This window comes from Billgrantia zhangzhouensis (assembly GCF_021404465.1).
Classification (GTDB): domain Bacteria; phylum Pseudomonadota; class Gammaproteobacteria; order Pseudomonadales; family Halomonadaceae; genus Halomonas; species Halomonas zhangzhouensis.
The window spans coordinates 98,021-110,980 of record NZ_JABFTT010000009.1 but is presented as its reverse complement, the minus strand read 5'-3'; the positions used below and the strand labels follow the sequence as shown (position 1 = coordinate 110,980).

Sequence of the window (12,960 nt, the reverse complement as noted above, 5' to 3'; positions counted from 1 at the left end):
CGAACCGAGTATGACCGTTTCGGAGCCGTTCGGCGGCTCCGCCAATCCCCACGCCCACTGCAAGGAGAGAGTCGACCATGGATCTACCCATCAACCCGGGGTTGCTGCTAGCCCTCATCATCGTACTGATCGGTATTGTGATCATCGCCAAGGGACTGGTGATCGTGCGCCAGTCCGAGGTCATGGTGATCGAGCGACTGGGCTCGTTCAACCGGCTGCTGGAGAGCGGTATCAACATCATCATCCCGTTCATCGAGCAGCCCCGCGCCATCACCATGATCCGCTACCAGAAGCGCGGCGAGGAGTACTTTCCCATCACCACCAGCGAGGTGCGCATCGACCGCCGCGAGACGGTAATGGACTTCCCCGGCCAGCCGGTGGTGACCACCGACAATGTCACCGTACGCATCAACGGTGCGCTCTACTTCCAGATCATCGACCCGCGCCGGGCCGTCTACGAAGTGGAGAACATGAGCCAGGCGGTGGAGGTACTGGCCAAGACCACGCTGCGCTCGGTGGTGGGCAAGATGGAGCTCGACAAGCTGTTCGAGTCCCGCGCCGAGGTGAATAACGAGATCCAGGCTGCCATGGAGGAGCCCGCCTCCAAGTGGGGCGTGAAGATCTCGCGGGTCGAGGTGCAGGACATCGCCATGCCCGAAGAGGTCGAGGAGGCCATGCGCTTGCAGATGGCCGCCGAGCGCAAGCGCCGTGCCACCGTGACGGAAGCCGAGGGCGAGAAGGCCGCCGCCATCGCCAAGGCCCAGGGTCAGCGCGAATCGGCGATCCTCAATGCCCAGGGCGACAAGGAGTCTGCCATCCTGCGCGCCCAGGGCGAGCAGGAGTCGATCAAGCTGGTGCTGAGCGCCATCGGCGACAGCGACGAGCACAAGCGCACCGTGGTCGGCTACCTGCTCGGCCAGAGCTACATCAAGGCGCTGCCGACCATGGCCCAGGAGGGTGAACGGGTCTTCGTGCCCTACGAATCCTCCGCCCTGCTCGGCTCCATGGGCATGTTCCGCGAAATGGCCGGCTCGCCGGAAGACAGCGTGGCGCAGCACCTGCGCGGCAGCGATCGTCAGAGCGGCTTTCGCAGCGGCATCGTCGGCGGGGCGGCCAGCAGCTAAGCACTGGTTCCAAACCTTGTCAGTTGCATTTCCTGCAGCCGGCTGAGGGTGCGCCGAAAGGCGAAGGCCAAATAGCCATGGGCGTAGAGTTCGTCCATGGCGACCTCGGCTTCGATATGGAGCGGCACGCGGCGGTCGTAGCACTCATCGACCAGGGCGATGAAGCGGCGCACCCCATCGTCGCGCCGTGACAGTGGCGGCAGTTCCCGCTCCCCGGTTTCGATACGCTCGGCGCCATCCTCGGTGCCGCGGGCGATGCGTCCCGCCGAAGCCGCATCGCTCAAGCGCGGTACTTCGCTGAGCAGCACATGGTCGAACTCGTCCGCCAGAGCGATGAAATCGAGTGCTGCCAGCGGCTGTTCACACAGCTCGGCGTAACGACACCACACCACTCGCTGACTGCGCCGCTCCACCGCAATGCGACGGTGGCCCAGCTCGACGGGCTCGTTGCTCGTCGGCTGCCTCTCGCTCAGGCGCTCGAAAACTCTGGTGAGGGCGCTCGGCCGACCGGGCTCCGCTACCCAATAGCGCTGGCACGCCCGACCGGGGTGCAGGCGGTGATCGAAGCCGCCGTCCAGCTCCACCACTTCCATGCAGCGTTCGATGGCGGCGACGGCAGGCAGAAAGCGCTCGCGGTTGAAGCCATCGGCATAGAGCTGACTCGGTGCCTGATTGGAGGTGCACACCAGCACCACGCCGTGCTCGAAGAGCGCCTGCAGCAGGCGGCCAAGCAGCATGGCGTCGGCGATGTCGCTGACGAGCAGCTCATCGAGGCAGAGCACACGAACCTCGGACGCCAACTCACGGGCCAGCGCAATGAGAGGATCGGCGGTACCGCTCAGTTGGAACTGGCGCTGGTGCACCCAGCGCATGAAATGATGGAAGTGCAGGCGCCGGGCAGGCACACGAAGGTGGCGGTGGAAGCCATCCATCAGCCAGGTCTTGCCGCGGCCTACCGGGCCCCACAGGTAGACACCAGGTACGGCCCGGCTCTCTGACGAGGCGCCCTCTCCGTGCAGCACCTGAAAGCAGGTGTCGAGCCGCGCGGCAGCGGCCCGCTGGGCCTCGTCAGGGGCAAAGCCCTGGCGCTCCACTGCCTCGCGATACAGCGCCAGCGGCGAGGCCGCCGTCATGCCTCGAGCTGGCGCAGCATGATGGTGACCTTCTCTCCCCGGTAGCACAGGTCCTCGTGGTCCTGCCAGCCAAGCCGGCGGTAGAGCGCCTGCTGGTCGGGCGTGAACAGGTAGAATTGGCGGATGCCACAGTCGGCGGCTTCCTGTTCTACCCGTCGGATCAACGTCGAGGCGATGCCCTGCCCACGCCACTCCGGCAGTACGAACACCGAGGCCAGCCAGGGCGTGAGTTCGCGGCGGCTGTCCATGTCCTCGGCCAATAGCGCCGCCGTCCCCACCGGCTGGTCGCCCTGCATGGCCACGAACACCGACGGCACGCCGCCGTCGCCGCACTCCCGGCGCAAGGCCTCACGGTAGGAGTTGGCGGTGCTGTTCGGGTGCAGGTGCCCCCACTCGGCATAGGTCCAGCTTGCTACGGTGGCGAGGTGATCTGAGTCGGGGCTCAAGCGTACGATGGTGATCCCGCGCATGGTGTCCTTATCTCAACTGGAAAGGGTAGACCGAACCAATTTGCAGGATGCGAGTGAGCTCGTCCAGTGCAGTGAGGGTCTCGTCGGCCAACTGCGGGTCGGCCAGGTCGTCGGGCGCCAGGCAGTCGCGGTAGTGACGTTCCACCCAGGCGGCAAGCTCGTCGTGCAGCTCATTGGTGAGCAGCACTCGACCGGTCAGCGCGGCGCGCTCCTCGGCAGAGAGCAGCACTCGCAGGCGCAGGCAGGCGGGGCCACCGCCGTTGCGCATGCTCTGCTTGACGTCCTTGACGATCACTTCACCGATGGGATTGTGGCCGGCCAGCAGATGATCCTGGATAGTGCGCCACACCGCCTCGCGCTCCTGGCACTCGCCGGGCACCACCAGGGTCATGCTGCCGTCGGAGTTGCTCAGCAACTGCGAGTTGAACAGATAGGAGGCCACGGCGTCATCCAAGCTCATCGCCTCGCTGGGCACGCGCACCGGAATCAGCGGCGTGGCCATCTTGGCGCGTAGCTCATCCAGCGTTGCCTGCTCATCGAGGAAGGCCATCTCGTGGTAGAGCAGCACCGGCCCGTTGCCCACTGCAATCACGTCATTGTGGAACACGCCGGCATCGATGGCCTCGGGGTACTGCTGGGCGAACACCGTCTGCGCCGCGGCCAGCCCATGCTGGCGTGCCACCGCCTGGCTCGCTTCCAGCGTCTGGCGTGCGGGAAAGCGCTTGGGCTCATGGGCAGGATCCCCGCCGAAGGCTTGGCGGCCATAGACGTAGAGATGTACGCCAGCCTCGCCGTGCTCGCCACACAGCCGCGTATGGTTGGCCGCGCCCTCGTCGGAGAAAGCCGGCGTAGCCGGCAGCGCCGGATGATGGGCGAAGTGCGCCTCGTCACGGAAGATCGCCGACAGCACCCGTCCAGTGGTCTCCGGCTCCAGGTAGCGGTGAAAGCTCGATTGCAGGTTGGCCGGTGTGAAGTGCACCCGTCCATCCGGCGCGTCGCGGCTCGGCGTCACGGTAGCCGCGTTGGCCGTCCACATGCTCGAGGCCGAACACACCGCGCGCAGCACCTGGGGCGCCTCAGCGGCCGCCCGCGCCAGCACCTCGCGGTTGCTGCCGGTAAAGCCGAGCGAGCGCAGCGCGCCGAGATCGGGACGTTGCTGGGGCGGCAGCACGCCCTGGTCGAACCCGGCATCCATCAGCGCCTTCATCTTGGCCAGCCCCTGCAGCGCCGCCTCACGGGGATTGGAAACCAGCCCGCCGTGGCTCATCGAGGCCACGTTGCCGTGGGCCAGCCCCGAGTAGTTGTGGGTCGGGCCCACCAGGCCGTCGAAGTTGATTTCCCGGTAGCCGGCGTTCGTCGTTTGGTTCATAACACCACTCCGGGAGGCAGACTGTCGGGCAGGCTCAGAGTCTCGGCCTCCATCGAGGCCACCGGATAGGCGCAGTAATCCGCCGCATAATAAGCACTGGGGCGATGATTGCCGCTGATGCCCACACCGCCGAAGGGCGCATCGCCGGAAGCGCCGGTGGTCTGACGGTTCCAGTTGACGATGCCGGCACGGATGCGCAGCAGGAAGTCGTCCCAGTCGGTGCGCTCGCCGCCGATCATCCCGGCGGCCAGGCCATAGCGGGTATCGTTGGCGAGCCGCAGGGCCTCGTCCCAGTCGTGGTAGCGATAGACCTTGAGCAGCGGGCCGAAGTGCTCCTCGTCGGGCACGTCGAGTCCGGTGACGTCGATCAGTGCCGGCGACAGCAGGCTGGTGCCTTCCTGCAGGCACTCCATGCGCGACAACACCACGCCACCCAGCGCCTCCAGCTCGTCCTGGGCCTTGAGCAGCCCCTGGGCCGCCTCCTGGCTGACCAGACCGCCGTAGAACGGCGCCGGCTCCTCGAACTGTCCCGCCACCCGCAGGCGGGCGATGGCGTCGACCAGGGCATCGAGCAGATGGTCGCCGACCTGGCCCTCGGGCACGATCAGCCGCCGGGCACAGGTGCAGCGCTGCCCACCGGAGAGGAAGGCCGATTGCAGGATGGTGAGTACCGCGGCGTCCTGGTCGTGCACGTCCTTGACCACCAGTGGGTTGTTGCCGCCGAGTTCCAGGGCGAGAATCTTCTCCATCTGGTCGGCGAACTGGCGATTGAGCAGGTCACCCACGCGAGCGCTGCCAGTGAACAGCAGGCCGTCGATGCCCGGGTGCGAGGAGAGTGCCTGGCCCACCGGAGCGGCGCCCTGCACTAGGTTGATCACTCCGGCGGGCAGGCCCGCCTGCTGCCAGCACTGCAGGGTCAAATCGGCGGTCAGCAGGGTCTGCTCGCTGGGCTTGAACACCACCGTGTTGCCGGCCAGCAGCGCCGGTACCATGTGTCCGTTGGGCAGGTGACCGGGAAAGTTGTAGGGGCCGAACACCGCCATCACGCCATGCGGGCGATGACGCAGCACGGCGGTGGTATCGCCGACGTCGCGGCTGCGCTCGCCGGTGCGCTCCTGGTAGGCACGCGCCGAGATCGCCACCTTGCCGATCATCGCGCCCACCTCGGTACGCGCCTCCCACAGCGGTTTGCCGGTCTCGCCGGCAATGGCGCGGGCCAGATCCTCGCGGTGCGCTTCGAGCAGCTCGCGGAAGCGCTCCACCACGCTCAGGCGCTCGGCGAAGCCGAGCCGGGCCCAGCCCGGGAAGGCGCCGCGAGCGGCCTCTACCGCCGCCGCCACCTGGCCATCGCTGGCTGCCGCGCCCTGCCACAGGGTCTCGCCGGACACCGGGTCGCGCTTGGTGAAGCGCGTTGCCTCGCCCGGCTGCCAGTTGCCGCCGATCATCAGCTGTTGCATCGCTTTCATGAAGTCTCCTCGGTATCCAGTACGCGCAGAGAATCACCGGCTACCACGCCCAGCCGCTGCGCCTCCGCTTCGCTCAGGGTGAGGGTGCCCTCCTCGTCGGGGCCGTGAGACACCCAGGCGGCGCAGAAGTCGGCCATCACCGTACTCGCCGCCAGCCAGCGCGGGCGTGCGAGGGGCGGCTCGTCGCCGGCACGGATCTCGACCCGGCAGCAGCGCGACTTGCGCACCGCGCGTACGTCATCAATGTAAGCCTCTACCGTCGGTCCGCCATCGAAGATGTCGATGTAACCTTCCCAACGCAGCCCCTCCTGCTTGAGCATGGCCAGCGCCGGGCGGGTGTCGCGGTGGACCTGACCGATACAGGCTCGCGCCTCGTCGGAGAGAAACGGCGTATAGATCGGGAACTTGGGCATCAGCTCGCCGATGAAGCTCTTCTGGCCCAGCCCGGTGAGGCGGTCGGCCTCGGCGAAGTCCATGGGAAAGAAATGGCTGCCCAGGCACTCCCAGAACGGGCTCTTGCCGCGCTCGTCGAATACGCCGCGCATCTCGGCCAGCACCTTGTCGGGAAACTGATCGCGAAACTCGGCCATGAACAGCCAGCGCATCATCGACAGCAGCGCCCCATTGCGCTGGTGCGAGCGCTCCTTGCCGCGGTATTGCGGCCGCAGGAACAGCGAGGCCACCTCGGCGTCGCCGGTGTGGTCGGAGCTGAGGAACAGGGTGTCGATGGTGCGATGCAGGTCGAGCTGCACCGACGAATGGGCCAGTGTGCCCAGGCGATAGTGATAGAACGGCACCTCGCGCCCCACCTGGCCCTCGATGGCGCAACAGCCGGCCAGTTCACCGCTCGCCTCGTCCTCGAGCACGAAGAAGTAGTTGCGCCGGTCGGCTGGCGTGCGCTGCTCGAAGGCAGCGACCGCGGCGGCGATCTTGTCGCTCAGGAACTCGCGGTTGTCGGGCAGCGAGGTGAAGCCAACCCCGGTTTCGCGGGCGATCTTCTGCAGTTCGTCCAGGTCGCCCTCGGCAATCGGTCGAATACGCATCACAGCTCCCCCTCGTCGAAACCCGGTTCGTCCTCGCCGGAGGACGGCAGCGCCAGCGGCGCAGCCAGTACCGCCCGCCCCTCTTCCACGCCGAGTAGCTCGGCATGCTCCGGCGATAGCATCAACTGGCCGGTTGGCGACAGCGCGTAGCGGGCCACCACGCAGCGGAAGTCGGCCAGACGCTGGTTGGCGATCAGCGCCGGCTCGGCGTCGGGCAGCGCATGGGCCGGCCGCACCCGTACCGGATGCCAGGCGGCATGGCGAAAGGTGTGCAGGCGGTCGCGCTCGCCCTTGATCACCGGCCCCGCGTCGAACAGATCGACATGGCGCGAGCGCATGAAGCCCTCGGCCAGCATTTCGGCCATGGCCGCCTCGTGAGCGGGGTGCTCGCGACCGATGGCGGCCCGCGCCTGGGGCGTGAGCAGCGCCAGGTAGAGCGGAAACTGCGGCATCACCTCGGCGATGAAGCTCTTCGAGCGCACCCCGGCGAGGTAGTTGATGTCATGGTAGTCGCGCACGAAGAAGTGGCGCCCCACGCTGTTCCAGAACGGCGACTCGCCCTGCTCGTCGAGATAGCCCGGAAACGCCATCGCCAGCACCTCGGCGAAACGCTCGGGGTACTGGGCGATGAACATCAGCCGCGCGCGGCGCAGCAGGCTCTCGGCGCTGGTGCCGCGATAGCGCGGATCCAGTGACAGGGCGCATAGTTGGGTGGTCTCAGAGACCTCGTGGGAGAGCGACAGGGTCTGCACCTCGCGACGCACGTTGAGCTGCTGCGAGGCGTGGATCAGGGTCTCCTGGCGGTAGGTGTAGTAGGCCTCCCGCGCCCCGGCCTCGGCGCGCAGGGTGGCCGTGCCTACGACCTCGTCGCGCTCGAGATCCTCGAGCACGAAGGTGTAGTGCTCGTCGCCGGGAAAGTCCACCTCGCGCCCGAACGACTGCCGCGAGCGCGCAATGCGCTCTTCGAGGCGGTCGCGATGGGCCGGCAGGTTGGTCAGGCTCGGCGTAGCCAAGCCTGCCAACCGCTCCAGGGCCGGCAGGTCGGCCGGCCGAACGGGGCGTACGACCATCATGGTGGGATCTCCTGGTCGATTGGCGGTGTCGCGCATGGCTCGGCCAGCCTTCACCCGGCCGCCACCAGCCGCTCGATGACACGCTCCAGCCGCGCCATGCCCTCGGCGATGTCGGCCTCGGGGATCACCAGCGACGGCGCCATGCGCAGCACGTTGGGACCGGCAATCAGGGCCATCACGCCCTCCTCGATAGCCAGCGGCAGGATGTCCTTGGCCCGGCCTTCGTACTCGGGCGTCATCTCGGCGCCGATCAGCAGCCCCATGCCGCGGATCTCCTTGAATACCCCATGCTTGCGGTTGATCGCCTCGAGATGCTCGCGGAACAGGTCATGGCGCTGCTTGACGCCACCGAGCACTTCCGGCGTGTCGATGTGCTCCACCGCAGCCAGGGCCACAGCCGAGGCCAGGGCGTTGCCGCCGTAGGTGGAGCCGTGGGTGCCGATGGCCAGCGCCGGGGCGACCCGGTCGGTAGTCAGCATGGCGCCGATGGGGAAGCCACCGCCCAGGGCCTTGGCACTGGTGAGGATATCCGGCTCGATACCGTACTCCATGTAGGCATAGAGCGAGCCGGTACGCCCCACGCCGGTCTGCACCTCGTCGAAAATCAGCAGCGCATCGTGGGCGTCGCACAGGTCGCGCAGCCCCTGCAGGAACTCCTGGGTAGCCGGCGTGATGCCGCCCTCGCCCTGCATCGGCTCGACCATCACGGCACAGGTGTCGTCATTGATCAGCTCGCGCACGCTGTCGAGGTCGTTGAATTCGCCGTGGACGATGCCGCCCGGCACGGGACCGAAGCCCTGGGAGTACTTGGGCTGGCCGCCGACGCTGACGGTAAAGAAAGTACGCCCATGGAACGACTGATAGAACGACACGATGCGATGCTTGTGCTCGCCGAAGTTGTCGTGCGCCCAACGCCGCGCCAGCTTCAATGCCGCCTCGTTGGCCTCGCCACCCGAGGAGCAGAAATAGGCCTTGTCGGCGAAGGTACGCTCCACCAGGGTCTTGGCCAGCTTGAGCGAGGGCTCGTTGGTGTAGACGTTGGAGAGATGCCAAAGCTTGTTGCCCTGCTCAGTGAGGGCCTTGACCAGCACCGGGTGGCAGTGGCCCAGGGAGTTCACGGCGATGCCTCCGGCGAAATCGATGTATTCGCGCCCCTCCTGGTCCCACAGCCGGCTACCCTCGCCGCGCACCGGAATGACCTTCTGGGGGGAGTAGTTGGGCACCATGTACTGGTCGAAGTCGGCGCGGGTCGGGGTATGGCTCATCTCGGTCTCCATTCCTGCAAGGGGGTGATAGCAACGCAGTGATGTCAGTCGAGTATAAGGAGCGACGCGCCGGCCGGCTTTCACCAATGGGACCCCGACTTGTAAATAAAGGCTTAGGGAAGCGCTGAACAAATCGGCGAGCGAGATGAAGCGGCTAGGTCCGTTCCCGACGAACCAACGCACTTCCCACATCCCTGTGGGTCGCAAGGCGCACGGAGCACAGTACCGAGCGAAGCGACAAACAGCCGTAGGCTGGCTCCGAAGGAGCGAGAAACCGAAGGTTTCGAGTCAACCGGAGCATATGGGGTATATGTGAGGATTCCGCGCACCGCGTAACGCAGCGATTCGCTCGCGCAGGCATTTGTACAGTGTTTCCTTAGAGGCGTTCTTCGCGCGGGGTAGCCCCGAAATGATTGCGATAGGCAGTGGAGAAATGGGCAGGAGAGGAGAAGCCCGTCTTCATGGCAATCTCGCCGGCGGGCAGGTCGCTCTCGCGCAGCAGCCGGCGCGCCTCCTTCAGGCGCAGGTCGAGGTAATAGCGACCGGGTACCGCCTGCAGGTATTTCTTGAACAGCCGCTCGAGCTGACGGCGCGAGATGCCCAGGTGCTCGGCCAACTCATGGGTGGTCAGGGGCTCCTCGATGTTAGCCTCCATCAGCATCACCGCATCCACCAGCGACGCAGGGGCATGGCCCAACCGGGAGCGCAGCGGTACCTGTTGCGGCTCGTCGGCCATGCGTACCCGCTCCAGCACGAAGTGCTCGGAAACGCGTTCGGCCAACTCGTTGCCATGATGGGAAGCGATCAGGGTCATCATCATGTCCATCGCCGCGGTGCCGCCGCCGCAGGTGAGGCGGTCGCGGTCGATCTCGAACAACTGCTGGGTGAGACGCACGCGGGGGAAGGCGCGGGTGAAGGCGGCGAAGCGCTGCCAGGGCAAGGTGGCGCGGTAACCGTCCAGCACGCCGGCACGAGCCAGCAACTCGGTTCCTCCACCGACCCCGACCAGCACCACGCCGCTGCGTCCCAGCAGCCGCAAATGCCCGAGCAGGGCGCTCTCGTGCATGGCGGGCAGCGGGCTCGGGGCGCACACGATCAGCATGTCCAGCTCGCTGGAAGCCAGCTCGAAGGGCGTCCCGGCCGCCTGGCTGATATCGGCCATGCTGGCCACTTCCTTGCCTGCGACAGTGAACGCCTGGAGACGATAGAGCCGCTGACCGGCCAGTTGGTTGACCACCATCAGCGGCTCCAGCGCGCAGGCCTGCGCCAGCAGGGAAAAGCCCGGCAACGTCAGCACACCGACCCAGCGGGAGTCGGCCTTGTGGTAAGGGGGAGGCGAAATATCGGGCATTGCACAGCGCCATACGCCGAAGCGGAGCAGAAATGGTACTTGATCGGCAGCATCGGCAATACCCGAATCAGCGACACCCCGTAGCTTGAACCGCTACGGGGTGTACCGTGAGGCATGAGAAAAACGTCAGAGCCAGGCCACCGACATCAACCGGTAGGCCAGGAACAGCCCGGTGACAACGGCCACCGCCAACAGCAACCAGTGCCAGCCCTTCGCCGGCCGCTGGGCTTCCGGCTGCTCGGCATCGGGCTCGGGGTGCTCGTAGTCCTCGGGCATTCTCACTTCCCTGAGATGCTCGTACTCTTCTTGCGGCGTCTTGCTCTCCCGGGTATCCATGAGGCACCTCCATTGGCACTGGATTCGCCCGTCGGAAACCGGGTTCCGCAATGACGGGCCTATAACGTCACGACATCGAAATCCACATCCGGGTTCACATCGGCATCGTAGTCGACGTCATCGCGCTCGAAACCGAACAATTTCAGGAAGTCATGCTTGTAACCAGCATAGTCGGTGATCTGGAACAGGTTCTCGGTGGTCACCTGGGGCCACAAGTTCTTGCACGCCTGCTGCACGTCGTCGCGCAGCTCCCAGTCGTCCAGACGCAGGCGGCCGGCCTCGTCGGTGATGAGTTGTCCTCCCTGCCCTTGAGATGAATAGAGGCGCTCGCCGAACAGGCGGTTGAGCTGCTCGATGGTGCCCTCGTGCAGGCCCTTCTCCTTCATCACCTTGTAGACCATGGCGATGTAGAGCGGCATGACCGGGATCGCCGCACTGGCCTGGGTCACCACCGACTTGAGCACCGCCACGTTGGCACCGCCGCCGGTGGCCTTGAGCCTGGCGTCGATCTCGCCGGCGGCACGGTCGAGGTCCTCCTTGGCCTTGCCCAGGGCGCCGTGCCAGTAGATCGGCCAGGTGATCTCGGTGCCGATATAGCTGAACGCCACGCTGCGGGCACCGGGAGCGAGAACGCCGGCCTTGTCCAGGGCACCGATCCACAACTCCCAGTCCTCGCCGCCCATCACTGCCTTGGTGTCCTCGACCTCCTGCTCGGTGGCGGGCTCGACCTCGGCTTCGATGATGGTGTCCTTGTTGGTGTCGATGGCGGTGGCGCGATAGGTCTCGCCGATCGGCTTGAGGCTGGAGCGCTTCAGCTCACCCGAATCGGGCAGCTTGCGCACCGGCGAGGCCAGGGAGTAGACCACCAGGTCGACCTGCCCCATGCCTTGCTTGATCAATTCGATGGCTTTCTCGCGCGCTTCGTGGGAAAAGGCGTCGCCGTTGATCGACTTGCTGTAGAGCCCCTCGGCCTTGGCGAACTTGTCGAAGGCAGCGGCGTTGTACCAGCCGGCGGTGCCGGGCTTCTTCTCGCTGCCGGGCTTCTCGAAGAACACGCCCAGGGTATCGGCACCGTAGCCGAACGCCGCGGTAATGCGCGCCGCCAGGCCATAACCGCTGGAAGCACCGACCACCAGCACCTTCTTCGGCCCATTAGCCTTGTCGAATGAGCGCGCACGGGTCGCCTCGATCTGCTCGAGCACGTTCTTCTCGCAGCCGACCGGATGAGTGGTGGTACAGATGAAACCGCGAACCTTGGGTTTGATGATCACGACATACCTCGTTATTGGTGTGCCAACGCCACGCAGGCGCCGGATCGATACGAATGAGCAGTGGCGACATTCTAGCGGCCACGCCTCCATCTGTCCGCACTTGAGCGATGCCGGCAGCTGGGGCACGATGCAACCCCAGCCCCGCACAGGAAAGCACGATGAATGCACAGAGCTTGGTGGATGAACGTGGCGAGCTGTGGCTGGCGCTGGCCCCGCTATGGCTGGACCGAGAGCCCAGTGAGCGCGACTTCGCCCGTATGGTGGAGGTGATCCAGCGCCACGACCTGAGCCTGCACGAACTGGAGTGGATCTTTCGTCTCGAGCTGGCCCCGGTACTGGCACGTAACCAGATGTCGATCGCCGGCAAGTGGCGCGATTTTGACGACTACCGGCTGATGCAGCAGCTGGTGTCGCACAATCTGCGGCTCAAGGGGTGGCGACGCAAGACCTGGGCGCTGTTCTCGGGACTGACCACGATGATGACCCGGCATCGCTGGAACGAACTGATGGCTCGCGTGATGATGGAGCGCGGCGAGTCACCGCATTCCTGAATTGGATTGGAAGTACTCATCCAGTGCCTGTTCCAGCTCACGCTCCAGCTCTTGGCCGCTCGCCCGCGGTGCGAAGCGCCGCAACACCCTGCCGTCTCGCGCCACCAGGAACTTGGTGAAATTCCATTTAATTACCTTGGTGTGCAGCACCCCCGGCGCCTCGCGCTTGAGTTCGACGAAGAGCGGATGCGCTCCTTTGCCGTTGACCTTGACCTTCTCCATGACCGGAAAAGTGGCGCCATACTGGCTCGAGCTGAAGGCGCAGAAATCCAGGGCCGTTTCCGGCGACTGACGGGCGAACTGATTGCACGGAAAGGCGAGCACGGTGAAGCCACGGTCGCGGTGGCGGCGATAGAGACGCTCCAGCTCTCCCAACTGAGGCGTGAAGCCGCAGCGGCTGGCCACGTTCACGATCAACAGCACCTGCCCCTGCAGGGCACGCAGGTTGAAGGGCTCGCCGCGGAAGGTGCGGCATTCGTGTTCGTGGATGGCCATGCTTTGCCCGCCT

At 65.9% G+C, this 12,960-nt stretch carries 13 protein-coding genes; 2 read left to right on the top strand and 11 right to left on the bottom strand.

Going from position 1 to position 12,960, the window contains the following annotated elements:
- Positions 1-77 precede the first annotated feature (77 nt).
- Positions 78-1,124 carry an SPFH domain-containing protein gene (locus tag HOP51_RS12945; RefSeq protein WP_234274314.1) on the top strand — a complete coding sequence of 349 codons (1,047 nt, stop codon included), beginning with the start codon at positions 78-80 and terminating at the stop codon, positions 1,122-1,124.
- Here the strand turns inward: HOP51_RS12945 and zapE are convergent.
- The 10 genes from zapE to fabV form a co-directional block, all read right to left on the bottom strand.
- Entirely contained in the window at positions 1,121-2,257 is a 1,137-nt protein-coding gene (zapE, locus tag HOP51_RS12940; RefSeq protein WP_234274313.1) for a cell division protein ZapE, read from the bottom strand. The genes HOP51_RS12945 and zapE overlap by 4 nt on opposite strands.
- Entirely contained in the window at positions 2,254-2,727 is a 474-nt protein-coding gene (locus tag HOP51_RS12935; RefSeq protein WP_234274312.1) for a GNAT family N-acetyltransferase, read from the bottom strand. Before HOP51_RS12935 ends, zapE begins: the two co-directional genes overlap by 4 nt.
- 7 nt (positions 2,728-2,734) lie before the next feature.
- Entirely contained in the window at positions 2,735-4,096 is a 1,362-nt protein-coding gene (astB, locus tag HOP51_RS12930) for an N-succinylarginine dihydrolase (RefSeq protein ID WP_234274311.1), read from the bottom strand.
- Positions 4,093-5,562: a succinylglutamate-semialdehyde dehydrogenase gene (gene astD, locus HOP51_RS12925; RefSeq protein ID WP_234274310.1), complete on the bottom strand. Its 1,470-nt coding sequence runs from the start codon at positions 5,560-5,562 to the stop codon at positions 4,093-4,095. The genes astB and astD overlap by 4 nt, the downstream gene beginning before the upstream one ends.
- Positions 5,559-6,605: an arginine N-succinyltransferase gene (gene astA / locus HOP51_RS12920; protein ID WP_234274309.1), complete on the bottom strand. Its 1,047-nt coding sequence runs from the start codon at positions 6,603-6,605 to the stop codon at positions 5,559-5,561. The genes astD and astA overlap by 4 nt, the downstream gene beginning before the upstream one ends.
- Positions 6,605-7,678 (bottom strand): arginine N-succinyltransferase, encoded by a 1,074-nt coding sequence (locus tag HOP51_RS12915; protein WP_234274308.1) that lies wholly within the window; start codon positions 7,676-7,678, stop codon positions 6,605-6,607. Before HOP51_RS12915 ends, astA begins: the two co-directional genes overlap by 1 nt.
- A gap of 50 nt (positions 7,679-7,728) precedes the next feature.
- A complete protein-coding gene (locus HOP51_RS12910) occupies positions 7,729-8,943 on the bottom strand; it encodes an aspartate aminotransferase family protein (protein ID WP_234274307.1) in 1,215 nt (404 codons plus the stop codon).
- A 376-nt stretch (positions 8,944-9,319) separates the two neighbouring features.
- The gene (locus tag HOP51_RS12905; protein ID WP_234274306.1) at positions 9,320-10,294 is read right to left on the bottom strand and encodes a GlxA family transcriptional regulator; all 975 of its coding nucleotides are present in this window, start codon (positions 10,292-10,294) and stop codon (positions 9,320-9,322) included.
- 126 nt (positions 10,295-10,420) lie between these two features.
- Positions 10,421-10,630, bottom strand: coding sequence for a hypothetical protein (locus HOP51_RS12900; protein WP_159554526.1), 210 nt, complete (start codon positions 10,628-10,630; stop codon positions 10,421-10,423).
- A 59-nt stretch (positions 10,631-10,689) separates the two neighbouring features.
- Positions 10,690-11,901 carry an enoyl-ACP reductase FabV gene (fabV, locus tag HOP51_RS12895; protein WP_234274305.1) on the bottom strand — a complete coding sequence of 404 codons (1,212 nt, stop codon included), beginning with the start codon at positions 11,899-11,901 and terminating at the stop codon, positions 10,690-10,692.
- 158 nt (positions 11,902-12,059) lie between these two features.
- Here fabV and HOP51_RS12890 point away from each other — a divergent pair, with 158 nt between their 5' ends.
- Entirely contained in the window at positions 12,060-12,452 is a 393-nt protein-coding gene (locus HOP51_RS12890; RefSeq protein ID WP_234274304.1) for a DUF7079 family protein, read from the top strand.
- On the opposite strand, the gene HOP51_RS12885 is transcribed toward HOP51_RS12890, so the two are convergent.
- Positions 12,438-12,947, bottom strand: a complete 510-nt coding sequence (locus tag HOP51_RS12885; protein ID WP_234274303.1) for a glutathione peroxidase — start codon at positions 12,945-12,947, stop codon at positions 12,438-12,440. The two genes, HOP51_RS12890 and HOP51_RS12885, sit on opposite strands and share 15 nt — an antisense overlap.
- Positions 12,948-12,960 lie beyond the last annotated feature (13 nt).